We start from the raw sequence: 15,856 nt of genomic DNA on the forward strand, positions 1-15,856 counted from the left end.
GCTGGTTATTGTCGTACCTAATGCCTTATGACTGCCGTTTTCAGACTCCAAAGCCGGCTCTATGTAATGTTCAGATGAGCATTAACAGTGATATCTAGATGGATATTTGGTCGGAATAATGGGGATCGAGCGGAGAAATACTCGATCCTTTCTTTTTATCTGGCAAAGCAAAATCCCGCCCCCTCTCGCAATTTGTTTAAGTTTACAGCTCAAGTGTTATCAGGAGCATGTATTAGCCAAAGCAAACGGTACCTTGATTCGCACCTTCCCTAACAGTTGCATGCCTTGTTATGAAAACGACGCTCATCAAAATGATCAACTTAGTAAAAGGAATTAAACCAGGATGCTGGCGTTCTTTGTTGCCAAGAAGTTATAATCCGGCGCGGATAACACGGAAAAGTAATACCTTACAATCCAACAAAGGACGGATTAATGCGTAAATTGACCCTTGCCTCACTAGCTTGCGCCGGCGCTCTGCTGGCAGGCTGTAGTTCAACCCCGCAACCCATCATAGCCCAGGAAAAAACTGTCGAAGTGAAAGGCCAAACGCTGAAGCTCGGTGGACGCTACTTTTCCGATAAGAAGAAACTGGAACTGACAGTCAATGGTGACCCGATAATGCGCGGCACCTTCCCTCCTTATACTCCAACCCAAAATCTGGGTGGTCGTTATCAAGAGATGGAAATCGATGGCAAGTGCTACTTTGGGTCTGTACTCGGCAGTCAAGGCGGCGCATTTGGCATTATTGCCAGCGCGGTACAATCCTCAAAATCCAGCAATGGTGACAAGTGTGAGATTCTGGTTGACGGTAAAACAGTCGAAAACCTCTATTTCTAACACTCATCCCAACTAGATATATCCGTGTTATCCCGCGTCACATCTGTGAAATTAACTGAAACAGGGCCTAAGTCAAAAAGTCCCATGCCCCTGTTTCACTGGCTAATTTCATCATATTTCATGTAAAAACTTGTGAAATCTCCAATTTGTTCGGCTTTGGATCACAGATAGCTGCCAGCTATTTCCTATAATCCTTCCGCCCTTTCCCAAGGGGCATAGCTTTTACATAAGCAATTAGAAAATAAGAACATTCTCACGTAAAAAGGAACGCATTGCCATGACAGCAACCAGCTATCAGCCAGGAGAGATCCGCGGACTGATCCAGATAGATGCGCTCAAATGCAAAGGGTGTGACGCCTGCAAACAGTTCTGTCCCACCCATGCTATTGAGGGCGCATCCGGTGCCCCCCATAAGATTGATGAAGAGCGTTGCCTGAGCTGCGGCCAGTGTTTGATCAACTGTCCGTTCGGTGCCATTCATGAAACCCAGAGTGCCTTGGATACAGTATTAACCAAGCTCCAGGATCCCAACACTGAAGTGGTCGGCATTCTGGCTCCAGCAGTACGGGTTGCCATAGGTGAAGCCTTCAATCTGCCCAAGGGGCAACTGCTGACCAATAAACTCTATGGCGCCATGCACCAAGCGGGATTTAAAATTTTCGACTGTAACTTCGCCGCCGACCTGACCATTATGGAAGAAGGCTCTGAGTTCATTCACAGGCTGCACGCCAATGTGCGCCAGGAACCAAATGCCGGTAAGCTGCCGCAGTTCACCTCCTGCTGTCCGGGCTGGGTTCGCTTCCTGGAAATCGAATACCCCAGCCTGTTGCCACATCTTTCTACCGCCAAGTCGCCGCAGCAGATGGCCGGTACTGTCGCCAAAACTTATGGCGCTAAAGTCTACGATATGGCTCCGGAAAAGATCTTCACTGTAGCGGTTATGCCTTGCACTTCGAAAAAACTCGAAGCATCACGTCCAGAGTTCAAATCAGCCTGGCAATTCCACCAACAACACGACAACGATGCCGCACCTTACGCCGATGTGGATGCTGTGCTGACCACCCGCGAGATGGCCGAGCTGCTCAAGCGCCTCAACATCAACCTACCCGATGTGACCGAATATAAGGGTGATAGCCTGTTTTCCCAATACACAGGGGCCGGCACTATTTTCGGTAACACAGGTGGCGTGATGGAAGCCGCGGTGCGTACTGCGCACAAGGTGCTCACAGGCGAAGAACTGGCCAAACTGGAACTGACTCCGGTACGCGGTCTGGAAGGCGTCAAGGAAGCCGAACTCACCATTCATGACAAACAGCTTAAGCAAGATGTGCAGCTGAAAGTCGCCGTGGTGCACGACATGGGCCGCAATATCCGCCCCTTGCTGGAACAGGTGATGGCCGGCACGTCTCCCTACCACTTTATCGAAGTGATGAACTGCGCCGGTGGTTGTGTCAACGGTGGCGGTCAACCTATCAACGGCTCAGGCACATCCTGGGTTGCCCAACTGTAAGGAGTTGCTCATGACAGACAAGTATCAATTTACCGAAGACGGTTTTCTGTTGTCTCGGCGCCGTTTCATGGCTGTGGGCGCAGCCATTCTGGCGGTACTGGCCCTGCCTGTGGGCTGGCTCGGCAGCCGTATCGCCAAGCGCAACGAATACATCAAGGCCAGGGCCGATGCCCTCTATATGGATGATGCCATCGCCAAGTACCGCGTCAGCCACGCCAACCCAGCCATTGCCCGCTATTACAGCGAATTTGGCGGTGAACCCTTGGGGCATCTGTCGCACGAGTTGCTGCACACCCATTTTGTCGATCGCACTAAACTGAAGTCCTAAGGAGTCGGCTATGCATCAGGACAATCGTCCCATTCTCAAGCACCCGCTGAATGTTCGGGTGTTCCACTACATCTTGCTGCTGAGCTTCCTGCCACTGGCGGCTACCGGGCTGTTGTTGTTCTTTAAACCCTTGAGCGACAGCGCCATGGGGCTGACCTATGACATTCATATTGTCGCCGGTGTCATCATGTCACTGGATGCGGTGGCTTTCACCCTGATGGCATTCGACCGTGTCGTGCTGTTCACCAACCGGGTGTTCACCTTCGGTGGCAACGATGTTGGTTGGTTCAAGGTACTCGGTGGCTATCCACAGAAGTTTTTGCTGGGCAAGAAAGTTGCCGTACCTCCTATGCGTAAGTACAACTCAGGACAGAAGCTTTTCGGGGTTTGCGTTCTGCTCGGCGGTACTGCACTGATTATCACAGGTCTGGCGCTATGGCTGGTTCCCTATGCAATCCCACGTGATACCGCTTGGTTGCTGGGCATGATCCACCTGGGTTGTGGCCTGCTGCTGACAGCGTTTTTGCCCGTGCACCTGTTCCTGGCGGTTTACCGCTTCGACGACTTCAAGGCAATGATGTTGCACGGTAAAGTGCCTTATCACGACGCCGCCGAATACACGCCACTATGGGTACAGGAGGAGGTCGTTCCGGTCTCTACCAAGCACGCCGAGTAACCCTCCCCTTCTTCAAATTCCAAGGAGCGCAGTTTGACTGTGCTCCTTTTTTCACAGGAGAGCCACAAATGTCAGGCCCTTTGATATCAGACCCGCTTGTATCGGGCCATGCCGAGACGATTCAAGTCAAAGACTATAACCCCGCCGTGAATTTTATTGATGATGACGCCATCTGGGCCTTGCTCAACAATAATCAACAACCCGACAAAGAAATCGTACGTCAGGTGTTGGAAAAAGCCCGCAGTTTGCAGGGGCTGACACTGGAGGAAGTGGCGGTTTTACTGCAAAACCAGGACGCCACTGTAGACGAAGAGCTGTTTGCCGTTGCCCGTGGCATCAAAGATGCCATTTATGGCAATCGCATTGTACTGTTCGCACCCCTGTATGTTTCCAACTATTGCGCCAACGCCTGCAGTTATTGCGGCTTCAGCGCCGACAACCATGACTTGCCACGCAAGACCCTGAGCGAGCAGGAGCTGATCGCCGAAGTGGAAACCCTGGAAGATATGGGCCACAAACGGATCCTGGCGGTCTACGGTGAACACCCGCGCAATAACGCCCGCGCCATAGTCGACTCCATCAAGACCATGTACAGCGTGCGCAAAGGCAAAGGTGGTGAGATCCGCCGCATCAATGTCAACTGCGCCCCCATGGACACAGAAGACTTCAAGCTGCTGAAAACAGCCGCCATAGGCACCTATCAGTGTTTTCAGGAAAGCTACCACAGAACGACCTACGAACAGGTGCACCTCAAGGGCCGCAAGAAGGACTTCCTCTACCGCCTCTACGCCATGCACAGAGCCATGGAAGCCGGTATCGACGATGTGGGCATTGGCGTACTGTTTGGTCTCTATGACCACAGATTCGAGCTGCTGGCCATGCTCGCCCATGTACAGCAACTGGAGCAGGATTGCGGCATAGGCCCGCATACCATCTCCTTCCCGCGGATTGAACCCGCCGATGGCTCCAGCTTGTCGGAGCAGCCTCCCTATGTCGTCGATGACGCCACCTTCAAGCGCCTGGTAGCCATTACCCGCCTGGCAGTGCCCTACACAGGGCTGATTATGAGCACCCGTGAAAATGCCGAACTCAGACGTGAACTCCTGAGCCTGGGGGTTTCACAGATCAGTGCCGGCTCACGGACCACCCCAGGTGGCTACAACCAGGAAGACGATGCAGCCCAATTTAGCCTGGGCGATCACCGCAGCATGGATGAAGTGGTATTGGATCTGGTCAAGCATAGCCATTCCATCCCCTCATTCTGCACCGGCTGTTACCGTAAGGGTCGTACCGGCGATCACTTTATCGGCCTGGCCAAGCAGCAGTTTATTGGCAAATTCTGCCAACCCAATGCCCTGATCACCTTCAAGGAATACCTCAACGACTACGCCAGCGAGCAGACCCGCAAAGCCGGCGAAGCCTTGATAGCCGCCGAGCTGGATAAACTCAGCCCTGCCAGAAGACGTAATATCGAGGCTTGCCTCACGCGCACCGATGCGGGCGAGAGGGACATCTATCTGTGAAAGGTCGTACCCTGGTACTGGCACCCGGCTGCCGTCTCTATGCCGGGCTGCCAAAACAACAGCTGAAATCGGCACTGAGCCGCGCCCGGCGAGTGGCCCTGCATGCCGGCCACTATGCCAATTTCAGTGAAGGGGCGATAGATCAGCTGCTGCGACAAAGACTGCAAAGCCGCCAGCTGTCGCAGCTGTTGATAGTGACGCAAGAACTGGAAAGCGAAGCCGGGCTGGCGTTTGGCAAAATGTTGCGTCCTGAGTCCACCGAGATGGAAATCCTCGAGGAATACCGGGTGTCTCAGCATTGGAGCAAGCAACTCGCCTCCTCCTGGCCTGAGCAGGTGACAGCAGTCAGCAGTAAGCTGGCCGCCAGCGCGCCGCTGCTATTGCTCGATGATCAACTGTTTGTCGGCCACTATGCCCATAGTCCACATCTGGCGCCTTTGGGATTGTGGCTCAAGTTGGACAGCCGCGAGCTGGGGCTGCCACCGGCAGGCCTATGGCAAAGAATGCAAGGCCGCACCAAGGTCGCTGCCACGCCTTGGCAACAGGCGTTATATCGCTACGCCGATGAGCTGGCACAAGTGCTGAAACAGGCAGGAGCCCAGGCATGAAACCGGCAGAGACTCTCGGAAGATTGGAAATCAAGGCGTTATTGGCAGGAGAGGCCGATGACTGGCTGTTTGCCCGTGCCGATGAGGTCAAGCGCCAGTACTTTGGCAAAGAGATCTGGCTCAGAGGCATAGTGGAGTTTTCCAGTTATTGCCGCTGCGACTGTCACTACTGTGGCCTGAGAGCCGCCAATCGCGACATTGAGCGTTACCGGCTCAGCCACCAGGAAATCATCGACTCGGCCCTCAAAGTAGATAAAGCCGGCATCGGTACCCTGGTGCTGCAATCCGGTGAAGACAGCCGCTTTCGCCAGGATGGCATAAGCCGCATCCTCAGCACTATCAAACAGCAAAGCCAGTTGGCCATCACGCTATCTTTGGGTGAACGCAGCCACAGTGAACTGGCGCTCTGGCGCGAAGCCGGCGCCGACCGCTATCTGTTGAAACTGGAAACCCTGGATGCCGAGCTCTATAGCCGCCTGCGTCCGGGAAGAGTGCTGGACAAACGCCTAAAGCTACTGGAAACCCTCAAGAGCCTGGGTTATGAGACAGGTAGCGGCATTATCTGTGGCCTGCCGGGTAGCAAGAGCGATGCCCTGGCTGACGCCCTGTTGGCGCTCTCAGCCATGGAATTGGAGATGTTGGCGGTCGGCCCCTTCGTCAGTCATCCACAAACCCCGCTGGCAAACACGGCCAATGGCAATGTGCTTGAGTGCCAACGGGCTTGCGCCATACTCAGATTGCTTAACCCCGGTGCCAACATACCGGCCACCAGCGCCCTGGATGCCCTGCAAAGCGGCGCTAGGCTCGACTCCCTGAGCCGCGGCTGCAATGTGCTTATGCCCTCGTTCACACCACAGAAAGACAGCAGTAAATACCTTATTTACCCCGGCAAGAATGCCTCCGGCTGCCCGCTGGAACAGCGTCTCGCCGATATCAAACTCAGCCTCAAAGCCCGCGGCTTGCATTGCTCTGCGGACAGAGGCAACGCCAGGAGACAAATTAATGTGTAATTCGGCCCCCAATGCAGCCCCCCGCGGAGTCAGACTGCACATAGTATTGTGTGGTCGTCGCAACGCCGGGAAATCCTCCCTGCTCAATTACTTATCCAACCAGCAGAGTGCCATAGTCTCTGAGACCAAGGGCACCACTACAGATGCGGTGCGCAAGCCCTTTGAGCTGCATCCGGTCGGCCCCGCTACCCTGATAGATACCGCCGGACTGGACGATACCGGCGCCCTGGGGCTTCAGCGAATAGCCGCCAGTCGCCGGGCGTTGCAACAGGCCGATATCGCCGTCTATGTGCTGGATGAACTGGGGTTGGATGAGTTTGACCGCGACTGGCTGTTACTGCTGCAAAGCTGGCAACTGCCGATCCTGGTGGTAGCGAACAAGCAAGATCTGGCGCCGTTGCCCGCAGAGCATCAGCACTGGCTCAACGACCAAGGCATCAAGTTCTTATGCCTGTCGACCCAAGAGGCAAAACACCGGGAAGACTTGGTCGAGCTGCTGGTTCAACTGGTACCGGCCGATTTTCGCCGCGATCCCGTGTTGGCCGCCGACTGTTACCGCACCGGAGAGCAGCTGCTACTGGTCGCCCCGATAGATTCAGCCGCCCCCAAGGGCAGATTGATTTTGCCCCAGGTGCAGGTTCTCAGAGAAGCGCTGGATAACGGTGCCATCGCCAGCATCTGCCGTGAGTCTGAGCTGGCCACGGCCTTGGCCGCCATGCCCACGCCACCGGCACTGGTAGTAACCGATGCCCAGGCGGTGAGACAAGTGGCCGCTCAGGTACCCGACAGTATTCCGCTGACCACCTTCTCCACCCTGTTTGCCCGGGCCAAGGGCGATCTACCGGCGCAGCTGCAAGGCGCCGAGATGCTCGAAAAACTTGAGGATGGCGATCGGGTATTGATCGCCGAAGCCTGTAGCCATGAGGTGCAGGATGAAGATATAGGTAGAGTAAAGATCCCGGCGGCCATCGGCAAATTGACCGGCAAGCAGTTGCAGTTCAGCGTCTGTGCCGGTCATGACTTTCCGGCCGATTTGGAACGCTACAAACTGGTAGTCCATTGTGGCGCCTGTATGTTGGGTCGGGCAGAGATGCAGCGGCGCATTCTCGAATGTCGCCGCCGCGGCGTCGCCATCACCAACTACGGGCTGGTACTAGCCAAGGCCAGTGGGGTGCTGAAGCGGATCAGTGCGCCGCTGCTGGCAGCTGACGCCGACGCCAACTAACGCCCCAAACCGCCAGAGGGAAGAACAGCAACAATAGCCCCCACAGCTGTAACCATTTGGGGGCTATGGCTGCCCACTCGGCTCCCATCTGATTCAACTGCAACATTCCCATAATCGCCGGTACCGCCGGGATCACCTGCGACAGCCACACCAAGGGCTCAGGGATCAGCGCCAAGGGCCAGACAAAGCCGCTGACAAACAGAATAGGCATAGAAACCAAGAGTATCACCTGGGTCGGCAATTCGCGCCGCACAAACAGGCAGCTGAGTGCCACCCCGGCGCTGGCCGTGGTCAGTAGAAAAGGCAACATCAGCAACAACACCTGCCCCAGACTCGCCTGCAGACTCACCTGATAGACGTAGTAACACCAGCCAATATAGAGCGCACTGAACAGGCAATAGAGCAGACTGAAGGCCAACACCCGCGCACTGACCAGCATCAAGGGGCTGACCCGGTTCCAATAGCCCGGCTGACGCCATTGCCCGGCGCCGAGTATGCCTGCGCCTATCAACAAGGTCTGGTGCAAAATCAGCAGAAACAAGCCGGGCACCACATAGGGGGTATAACCCAAACCTTTATTAAACGCGGGCACGGCATTGAGTTTAATCGGCGCCAGACTCTGGGCAGCGGTCTCCGGGCTCTGGCCCGAGGCCAATAGTCCCTTGAGTTGGATCTGCTTGCCGGCATCCATACCGACACTCACCAAACCTTCTACCACGGCGGAATAAATCAGGAAGTAACTGGCATCACCGCCGAAGCTCAAGGTCGCGCCCCGTCCCAGTAACAGATCGCGGCGAAAATCAAACGGGATCACCAATAAACCATGGGCGCGGCCATCGGTGACCCAGGCCTTGGCTTCGTCGATGGAGCCGACCCGGCCGACAACCTGAATACGGGCACTGGCATCGGCGTGACGGATAAGCCGCCGTGACAGCGAAGAGTTATCGTGATCCACCACCACCAACTGCTGCTCTGTGGGTACTTGATGCAGATAAGGCAAGGGATAGAGCACAGCATAGAAGAGCACGCCGCCAAACAGGGTCAAAGAGATCGCCTTGTCACGCACCAAGGCGCGTAAATCCAACCAGATCAACTGCCATAACGAAAGGGACTTGGCTGTCATAACCTCTCCTCAAGCGGCAACTGCGACTGCAGCACCCTGGCATAACGACGGGCAAAGAACCAACTGGGGATCAACAGCAGCAGAAAGCCGAGATAACCCAGCGCCTGAGGCAGCAAGCTGGCCGGCCCGGCGCCATAGCTCACCAAAGCAACATGGGACTCTATATAGTGGCTTGATGGCATCAACAGACGCCACCACTGCGCCAGCAGCGGCATTTCTCCGGTCGGGAAGGTAATGCCCATAAAGGCAAAGGCGGGTGCAAACAGCGCGGTGCAAAAGCTGATCACCCTGGCGCAGTCGGCCAGCATAAAGAAAATCCCCTGCACCCAGAGCCAAACGCCCATCAACATCAAGAGTTGCATCGGCAGCAGCCACAGGAGTTGCCCGGCAATCGGCAGCCCCAGCAGCTGATACAGCAGCACCAAAATAAAGCCGCCGTGCAGCAACATAAAGGCGCCGTTGACCATAAACTTACTCAGCAGCACCGAGGGCATACCCAGGCGGAAGCATTCGCCCAGAGTATCCTGGCGCAGCTCACGGTTGAGACTGCCGGCAAAGGCCAGCATGGCAAATAACTGCCACAGAGCTATCAGCACAGGCGGCACCAGGAAGCCGACATAGTTGTTATTGCGGTTGAACAGTGCCGTGGTTTGGGTGCTTACAGGGCTGAGGTGAACCTCAACCTGGGACGGGTTGACACCGGCCGCCAGCTGCTTGAGCCTGGCCACCTGCTGCAAACCATCGGCCAGGGTCAGTTGCAACTGACTGGCCAGCAGTTTGCCCACCAGCAAAAACTGGCCGTTGTAGCGCAGGTCTATGGTGGGAGTATGCCCGGTCAGCAGTTCCTGTTTCAGACCATAGGGCAAGATAACCAAGGCATAGACCTCGCCGCGGCGCATCGCCTCGACCGCCTCGTCCAGCGCCAGATAGCGCCTGGGGGCGGTGACAGGATTAGCCTCAAGATGACGCCCCAGCTCACGACTGAGGCTGGAATTGTCCTGATCCACCAGCGCCACCGGCAACTGCCTGGGCAACCCGGCGGAAAACAACCACCAAAGACAGAGCACACCGATAAGCGGCAGATAGCTTATCAGTGCCAGCTGCCAGGGATCGCGCCAGACAGCCTGCCACTCTCGCCGAAGCAACTTATTCATAATCAAGACTTTTCAAGTAATACTGACATGCCCACCCGTAGATCGGCCACCGGCTCCAGCGGCCTGAGCTCCACTTCAAAGGTACGCATATCAAAGTCGTGGCCACTCTCGGTCGCCCGCCAGGTGGCGAAGTCGCCCAGCACACTGATGTGGCTGACCTCAAACTCGACACTGCGTTGCAGCGCCGGCAGTGTCAGGGTCATACGCTCGCCCTTCTTGAACTGCTTGAGTTGATCCTCTCGCACCTGAAACACGGCCCAGGCATCTGTCATATCCACCAAACTGACCACAGGGAAACCACTGGGTGCCAGCTCGCCCACCTGCAACAGCACCTCAGTGATTTCACCGCCCTTGGGCGCGCGCATCTGGCTGTCGGCGAGTATGGCACTGACCTCTTTCACCGCGCCTTCGGCCATACGGGCATTACCGGCTGCGGCGGCCTTGGTTTCTTCCCGGGCGCCCTCTTCGGTCATTTGGTACATGGCATAGGCGGCCTGCTCGGTATACTTGGCGGCCTGATATTGGGTAAAGGCTTCATCACGCTTTTGCCGGGCAAGTACGCCATCGCGGAACAGGTTTTCTACCCGGTCGAAGGTAGTCTTGGCCAGCTCACTGGCGGCCTTGGCCTTGAGCCACTGCTCGCGGGAGGCGGCAACCTGCTGCTTACGAGCACCGCTGTCGGCTTCCTGCTGCATCGCCTTGGCGGCATCACGGCCACCCTCGGCCTGCATCAGTTTGGCGTTGAGCTCGGGGCTGTCGATGGCAAACAGCAGATCCCCTTCACTGACACTGTCTCCGCGGCGCACCAACACCTGTTCCACCCGGCCCGGCACCTTGGAAGACACATTGTATTCCCTGGCCTCTATCTGCCCCTGTAACAGCTGTGGCTTGGGGGAGTAAGCCAGGATCAACCCATATACCAGCGCCGCCACTATGGTTACCAGGGCCACTATGGCCACTAAAGGATTAACCCGCATCCTGTATCTCCTGCTTGTCACTGCGTCCGATAAATTCATCCAACTGGCCACTGACCGCCATCAAGCGGGCATAGGCCTGAACATAACGATATTGAGCCGCCAACTGCTTGGTGCGTACGGCACTGAGCTTGAGCTCGGCGTCCACCCTGTCGATAGAGGTAGACAGCCCTTGATTGAAAGCCAGTTCCCGCAGCTTGAGGTTTTCCTCTGCCAGCGCCAGAGAACTGTTCAAGGCATTGACCTCCTCTTCGGCCTGCAGCAGTTGGCGATAGCTTTGATCCACCAACAGACTGAGATCCTGACGGGTTTGTGCCTTGGTGTATCTGGCCTGCAGCAGGGCGCTCTTGGCCGCCTGCACCTTGCCACTGCGACCATCACGGGACAGCAGCGGCACCTTGACCCCGACGCCTACCATCCAGTCGGGTTCGACCTTGGAAAACAGGCTGTCGTCTTCATAGAGGGTGTAGTTACCGTAGAGGAAAACCGTGGGGAAGTATTTTCCCTTTTCCATATCGACCAGGCCCTGAGCCTGGGTCTCTTTCGCTTCCAGCAAGCGCAAGGCTGGATGCTGCTTCAGTGTCAGCTCAGTCAACTGCGGCAATGAAGGGGAGTTTGGCGCCATAAACAGCGGTGACTTGGTGGCGATATCAGTCTGGTGCAACAGGCGTGACAAGGCTATCAGCGCCATCTCATGGCGGCGTTTGGCACTGCCGAGGTCGACCTTGGCCTGATCCAGTGCCACCTGGGCATTGAGGCGCTCGACTCTGGCGATCTGCCCCTGTTGTTCCAGTTTTTCAGCGTGGCTGTAATGCTTTTCCAGCGATGCCACCAGCTGAGCCTGGGTTTGCACCAAAGCCTGGGTCACAGTGACGGCATAATATCTGTCTACCAGTGTGGTAAACAGCTCACGCCGCGCCAACTCCAGTTGCTGCTTCTTCTCAGCCACCTGAGCCGCCTGAATGCCTTGAGCGGCAGAGATCTGGCCACCGGTATAAATCGGCCACATCGCCTGTAAGCTGGCTCGGAACACATCCTGCTCGGTGAAAGGAGTCACAAACATCGAGCCGGGAAGCGAGCCGATAATGCCACCTATGGCCGGCGGCAGAGTGGCGGGATCCATAGAGGCGAGTGGATTGAGATCGCTAAGATCCAGCTCTATCGGTTTTTCCAGCCTGGTATAGCTGCCGTTGATGTTGAGCGATGGCAGATTAAGGTCGCGCCCGGCCTCTTGCTGCGCCTCGGCGCGGCTGACTTCCTGGCCTTCGGCCGCCAGCTTATCGCTCACCTCCAGCAACTGTTGCCAGGCCGAGGCAAAACTATAGTCTGCGGCAAGCGCAGGCTGAGCCGCCAGCGGCCACAACAGCAACCAGGCAAATTTGGTCAATTTCATCTACACCCCTAGAGTAAAAACTCTAATTCCTGAGCAAAAAGGATATCATCCTCGCTTGTCGGCCACCAGTTAACCTTGCTGCGCAGCGGCGCAAGGCCTCCAAGGCCTGTCGAAACAATTGTTAAAAACTAGACAAGCTACTGGATCCTAGTCTTTTTTAAGCTGTATTGAAACTAAGGAAGGTGCGAACCTGCACCGAGGAATAGACACACATCCTAAACTCACGAATTTAGACTTACAAAATTGCGCTGCACTTGGGCGTTGCCGAGAGCCTGTTGACGCAAATTAAAGTGGCCAGCGGCGAGTGGGCTTATGTGAGCCAAGGATGGTGAGCAGACCTTATCCGTGGATGAATTTGGATGCCAGCACCAAATGGTAGTGATTACTCATGACCGCATAAGCGCAAACGTCGATGCAGAATATTGACGACAACTGCCTGATTTTATCCACTACCCAGCCACGTCTATGCCCGTAACTGCGCCCCGACAGTGCATCTTCACCACACAAAAATGCCCTTCTAACGCAACGGTTAATCACGTGGTAAAAGGGCGTACTTTCAGCATCTATCAACTGGCGACGGGCGATGGTCATAACCAACCTCGACTGAGCTTTGATGGGTATTTCAAAGCCTAGTCAAAGCTGTGTGAAACATCAAAAAGATATGGCTGTCCTGTATTTTTCTTTGAGGAACTTTGCCGCCACAGGATTACCACTAAAGAGCCCTGTCCAACGCTCAATGACTTCAAATGGTGACAACGATTGTTGCGCTGCAAGGTCGATTTTGAGCACCAAATGGTAGTGATTACTCATAACCGCATAAGCGCAAACGTCGATGCAGAATATTGACGACAACTGCCTGATTTTATCCACTATCCAGCCACGTCTATGCTCGTAACTGCGCCCCGACAGTGCATCTTCACCACACAAAAATGCCCTTCGGACGCAACGGTTAATCACGTGGTAAAAGGGCGTACTTTCAGCATCTATCAACTGGCGACGGGCAGTGGTCATAACCAACCTCGACTGAGCTTTGATGGGTATTTCAAAGCCTAGTCAAAGCTGTGTGAAACATCAAAAAGATATGGCTGTCCTGTATTTTTTCCCCACGAAATAGTCGCAGCAGAGCTGAGCTTATCTAACGTAACCGATGCCGAAGTACTTCCCAACTTGCTTAAGCAGACACGTCGTAAAATCATTGAGATATCAGGAGATGGTGCTTATGACACAAGGAATTGCCATGATGCCATACGGGTCAAGCGAGCTGTTGCGCTCATCCCGCCAAGAGAGGGAGCAGCCTTCTGGGAACAAGGGCATCCTCGTAACTTAGCGGTAGGTTGCCAAAAGCTCTACGGCTCCAACAAGAAGTGGAAAAAGCGGTATGGCTATCATAAGCGCTCGCTATCAGAGACAGCAATGTACCGAGTAAAACAGCTGCTAGGTGGGAAATTAAGCTTAAGAAGTTACAATGCTCAGGTTGGCGAGACTTACGCCATGATCAAAGCGCTGAACAAGCTTACAGGGCTTGGTATGCCTGAAACTCAGTATGTTGTATAGGAATTGCTCAATTTCAGGCGGTTTGGTTTCCTGTCCGAATTACGCAACAAAGCCAAAACTGGCCACAATTTACAGACCTACTTATAGATTTTTCAGGGCTTATGAAAGATTTGAATGTCCCATCTTTTATATTTGCCTTTTATTACTTCATTCTTTTTAATATATATGTTAGGTTAAGCTCACCCAAGTACACAACAAATAGGTAGTAATCTTGAATAATCCGACTAATATTCGTGCATTGTTTGAATCATTAGCAAATCTTTCAGTGCCATTAGAAAGAGTTTTTCATATTGCAATTACTGAAATAAAGAATGATGACAGCATTTCAGAGAAGTATAAAGAAGAGCTTTTGAACGCTACAAAATCTCTATTATTTAATAGTTTAGAACTTCATGATTATGTAGGTAAAAAAGATGTAAGCTTTAACATAATGAGTGGCGGAGAATCTGAATACAATAAGATTAGAGAAATATACAAAACCGCATTCCCAAGTGAAAAAGATGAGGGCATAAATTTACATCAACACATCGAAAGACTTAGTTCAAAGTAATGCAATAACATTTAGCTAAGTCATCGATAAATTTATTTTTTATTTAAACAATTCTCTAAACATACGATTAGGATTCTTTAAAAAAGCTTGTGTTATTTGATAGGCATCTGTTTCTTCATAGTTTATGAGATTAAATCCATCTTCAGATACTCGATAAATAGTAGAATTGGGATAAGAGAGAAGAATTGGGGAATGTGTGGCTATGATAAACTGTGAATTTTTTTGAATCAGCTGATTAATGGTTGCCATGAATGTCATCTGTCTAGTTGGTGACAGTGAAGCTTCAGGTTCGTCTAAAATAAACAAGCTGTTACCTGAAAACCTGTTAAGCACTAAACTCAAGAAAGACTCCCCATGAGACTGTTCATGCAATGACCTTCCTCCATAACTTGGTAACAGTGACTTTAATCCATACATGTTCAATTCATCTATATTGGAAGCGACGTTATAAAAGCTTTCTGCTCTGTAAAAAAATCCATCTTGTGGTTTTTGCAAATTAAAGCAAAGTCTAAGATATTGATATAGTTCCGAATGAGTTTGGCGCGTCGAAAATTGGAAATTTTTAGTTCCACCTTCACTATTGAATCCTAATGCTATAGCTAAAGCCTCAATCATTGTTGATTTCCCACTTCCATTTTCTCCAACGAGAAAAGTTAAATTAGAAGTAAATGTCAACTTATGAAGCTTTGAAATTGATGCAATATTAAATGGGTATAGATCCCAATTGTTAATTTTTTCACGCTTCAATTCCACACTTTTCAAAAACATCTAAGACCCTCTGTTAATTATAAAACCATAAAAATTATCTTTCTATTCCAATCAAAAACACTTATGTTCACACTAATTTAAAAACAATCTTCCTTATTAAAATTTGCAGTAGATGAGTATAGCTCACTCCTCTACTGCAAATAACTAAATCTATTTACTTATTATCACTTTCAGGATCTTTTTTAGGCATTTCTTGATCTTCTTTTTTATTATTTTCTCTTTCTATTCCATGATTATCATGAACATCAGGCAAATATCCGTCAGCATAGTCATCTATGGTTTCTTGTCTTCTTGTTCGTTTTTCTTCAAGAATTTCTTCAGCGGATTTATCTTCATCAGGTGTATCTTGCTCTTCAGATTTTTCCTTCGCTGTCAATATAATCGAAACGACAGCCATTACGGGGTTGTTAGCTCCAGCAATTTTCGCAACACCAGCGATTGCGTCATGCTTAGTTATATTTGGAGTTTTAACCTTCCCACCGCTTTGGTGTGTCATTCCAGCCGTAGCAATTATACCAACAACAATAGGTACAGCCACAACAGCAAATTCCCCATCCGGATCTACATACTTATACGAGGGTGTTCAAAATTCTGTGTCACGTTAAAAATCACAGATCGATGTG

The 15,856-nt window shown here is 52.6% G+C and carries 15 protein-coding genes and 3 pseudogenes; 10 read left to right on the forward strand and 8 right to left on the reverse strand.

All coding sequences use genetic code 11. The features are described 5' to 3' along the window. Positions 1-432: 432 nt before the first annotated feature. The 8 genes from RC73_RS11930 (at position 433) to hydF (ending at position 7,717) form a co-directional block, all read left to right on the forward strand. Positions 433-837 carry a hypothetical protein gene (locus RC73_RS11930; RefSeq protein WP_039034843.1) on the forward strand — a complete coding sequence of 135 codons (405 nt, stop codon included), beginning with the start codon at positions 433-435 and terminating at the stop codon, positions 835-837. 277 nt (positions 838-1,114) lie between these two features. Further along, entirely contained in the window at positions 1,115-2,347 is a 1,233-nt protein-coding gene (locus tag RC73_RS11935) for a [FeFe] hydrogenase, group A (protein ID WP_039034844.1), read from the forward strand. A 10-nt stretch (positions 2,348-2,357) separates the two neighbouring features. Beyond that, positions 2,358-2,675 carry an iron hydrogenase small subunit gene (locus RC73_RS11940; protein ID WP_039034845.1) on the forward strand — a complete coding sequence of 106 codons (318 nt, stop codon included), beginning with the start codon at positions 2,358-2,360 and terminating at the stop codon, positions 2,673-2,675. 10 nt (positions 2,676-2,685) lie between these two features. After that, entirely contained in the window at positions 2,686-3,351 is a 666-nt protein-coding gene (locus RC73_RS11945; RefSeq protein WP_039034846.1) for a cytochrome b/b6 domain-containing protein, read from the forward strand. Between the two features lie 68 nt (positions 3,352-3,419). Then, positions 3,420-4,874 carry a [FeFe] hydrogenase H-cluster radical SAM maturase HydG gene (gene hydG / locus RC73_RS11950; protein WP_039034847.1) on the forward strand — a complete coding sequence of 485 codons (1,455 nt, stop codon included), beginning with the start codon at positions 3,420-3,422 and terminating at the stop codon, positions 4,872-4,874. Continuing rightward, positions 4,871-5,482, forward strand: a complete 612-nt coding sequence (locus tag RC73_RS11955) for a hypothetical protein (protein ID WP_052248165.1) — start codon at positions 4,871-4,873, stop codon at positions 5,480-5,482. Before hydG ends, RC73_RS11955 begins: the two co-directional genes overlap by 4 nt. After that, positions 5,479-6,492: a [FeFe] hydrogenase H-cluster radical SAM maturase HydE gene (gene hydE, locus RC73_RS11960; RefSeq protein WP_039034848.1), complete on the forward strand. Its 1,014-nt coding sequence runs from the start codon at positions 5,479-5,481 to the stop codon at positions 6,490-6,492. Before RC73_RS11955 ends, hydE begins: the two co-directional genes overlap by 4 nt. Continuing rightward, the gene (gene hydF, locus RC73_RS11965) at positions 6,485-7,717 is read left to right on the forward strand and encodes a [FeFe] hydrogenase H-cluster maturation GTPase HydF (RefSeq protein ID WP_039034849.1); all 1,233 of its coding nucleotides are present in this window, start codon (positions 6,485-6,487) and stop codon (positions 7,715-7,717) included. The genes hydE and hydF overlap by 8 nt, the downstream gene beginning before the upstream one ends. On the opposite strand, the gene RC73_RS11970 is transcribed toward hydF, so the two are convergent. The 6 genes and pseudogenes from RC73_RS11970 to RC73_RS20130 form a co-directional block, all read right to left on the reverse strand. Beyond that, positions 7,677-8,840 (reverse strand): ABC transporter permease, encoded by a 1,164-nt coding sequence (locus tag RC73_RS11970; protein WP_039034850.1) that lies wholly within the window; start codon positions 8,838-8,840, stop codon positions 7,677-7,679. The two genes, hydF and RC73_RS11970, sit on opposite strands and share 41 nt — an antisense overlap. After that, positions 8,837-9,994 carry an ABC transporter permease gene (locus RC73_RS11975; RefSeq protein ID WP_052248166.1) on the reverse strand — a complete coding sequence of 386 codons (1,158 nt, stop codon included), beginning with the start codon at positions 9,992-9,994 and terminating at the stop codon, positions 8,837-8,839. Before RC73_RS11975 ends, RC73_RS11970 begins: the two co-directional genes overlap by 4 nt. Positions 9,995-9,996: 2 nt before the next feature. Next, a complete protein-coding gene (locus tag RC73_RS11980; protein ID WP_028781331.1) occupies positions 9,997-10,971 on the reverse strand; it encodes an HlyD family secretion protein in 975 nt (324 codons plus the stop codon). Continuing rightward, the gene (locus RC73_RS11985) at positions 10,961-12,361 is read right to left on the reverse strand and encodes a TolC family protein (RefSeq protein ID WP_039034851.1); all 1,401 of its coding nucleotides are present in this window, start codon (positions 12,359-12,361) and stop codon (positions 10,961-10,963) included. Before RC73_RS11985 ends, RC73_RS11980 begins: the two co-directional genes overlap by 11 nt. Before the next feature lie 363 nt (positions 12,362-12,724). Then, a pseudogene (locus tag RC73_RS20125) lies at positions 12,725-12,952 on the reverse strand (alpha-amylase family glycosyl hydrolase); the annotation flags it as partial. A 179-nt stretch (positions 12,953-13,131) separates the two neighbouring features. Then, positions 13,132-13,372, reverse strand: a pseudogene (locus RC73_RS20130) (alpha-amylase family glycosyl hydrolase); the annotation flags it as partial. A 93-nt stretch (positions 13,373-13,465) separates the two neighbouring features. On the opposite strand from RC73_RS20130, the pseudogene RC73_RS11990 reads away from it, so the two are divergent. Further along, positions 13,466-13,915 (forward strand): annotated as a pseudogene (locus RC73_RS11990) (IS5 family transposase); the annotation flags it as partial. Positions 13,916-14,126: 211 nt separating this feature from the next. Further along, positions 14,127-14,465, forward strand: coding sequence for a hypothetical protein (locus RC73_RS11995; protein ID WP_143078461.1), 339 nt, complete (start codon positions 14,127-14,129; stop codon positions 14,463-14,465). 39 nt (positions 14,466-14,504) lie between these two features. On the opposite strand, the gene RC73_RS12000 is transcribed toward RC73_RS11995, so the two are convergent. Both RC73_RS12000 and RC73_RS12005 read right to left on the reverse strand, forming a co-directional pair. Then, on the reverse strand, positions 14,505-15,233 hold the full coding sequence (locus tag RC73_RS12000; RefSeq protein WP_039034853.1) for an AAA family ATPase: 729 nt from the start codon (positions 15,231-15,233) through the stop codon (positions 14,505-14,507). A 154-nt stretch (positions 15,234-15,387) separates the two neighbouring features. Continuing rightward, entirely contained in the window at positions 15,388-15,771 is a 384-nt protein-coding gene (locus RC73_RS12005; protein WP_039034854.1) for a hypothetical protein, read from the reverse strand. Positions 15,772-15,856: the final 85 nt, after the last annotated feature.

Source organism: Shewanella sp. ECSMB14102 (assembly GCF_000813075.1).
Taxonomy (GTDB): domain Bacteria; phylum Pseudomonadota; class Gammaproteobacteria; order Enterobacterales; family Shewanellaceae; genus Shewanella; species Shewanella indica.

What these genes read in the sequence shown, in the direction of transcription:
- hydG (WP_039034847.1), top strand. Translation starts at nt 3,420, where the DNA reads ATGTCAGGCCCTTTGATATCAGACCCGCTTGTATCGGGCCATGCCGAG.
- RC73_RS12000 (WP_039034853.1), bottom strand. Translation starts at nt 15,233, where the DNA reads ATGTTTTTGAAAAGTGTGGAATTGAAGCGTGAAAAAATTAACAATTGG.
- RC73_RS11935 (WP_039034844.1), top strand. Translation starts at nt 1,115, where the DNA reads ATGACAGCAACCAGCTATCAGCCAGGAGAGATCCGCGGACTGATCCAG.
- RC73_RS11970 (WP_039034850.1), bottom strand. Translation starts at nt 8,840, where the DNA reads ATGACAGCCAAGTCCCTTTCGTTATGGCAGTTGATCTGGTTGGATTTA.
- RC73_RS11985 (WP_039034851.1), bottom strand. Translation starts at nt 12,361, where the DNA reads ATGAAATTGACCAAATTTGCCTGGTTGCTGTTGTGGCCGCTGGCGGCT.
- RC73_RS11930 (WP_039034843.1), top strand. Translation starts at nt 433, where the DNA reads ATGCGTAAATTGACCCTTGCCTCACTAGCTTGCGCCGGCGCTCTGCTG.
- hydE (WP_039034848.1), top strand. Translation starts at nt 5,479, where the DNA reads ATGAAACCGGCAGAGACTCTCGGAAGATTGGAAATCAAGGCGTTATTG.
- RC73_RS11945 (WP_039034846.1), top strand. Translation starts at nt 2,686, where the DNA reads ATGCATCAGGACAATCGTCCCATTCTCAAGCACCCGCTGAATGTTCGG.
- RC73_RS11975 (WP_052248166.1), bottom strand. Translation starts at nt 9,994, where the DNA reads ATGAATAAGTTGCTTCGGCGAGAGTGGCAGGCTGTCTGGCGCGATCCC.
- RC73_RS11980 (WP_028781331.1), bottom strand. Translation starts at nt 10,971, where the DNA reads ATGCGGGTTAATCCTTTAGTGGCCATAGTGGCCCTGGTAACCATAGTG.
- RC73_RS11940 (WP_039034845.1), top strand. Translation starts at nt 2,358, where the DNA reads ATGACAGACAAGTATCAATTTACCGAAGACGGTTTTCTGTTGTCTCGG.
- hydF (WP_039034849.1), top strand. Translation starts at nt 6,485, where the DNA reads ATGTGTAATTCGGCCCCCAATGCAGCCCCCCGCGGAGTCAGACTGCAC.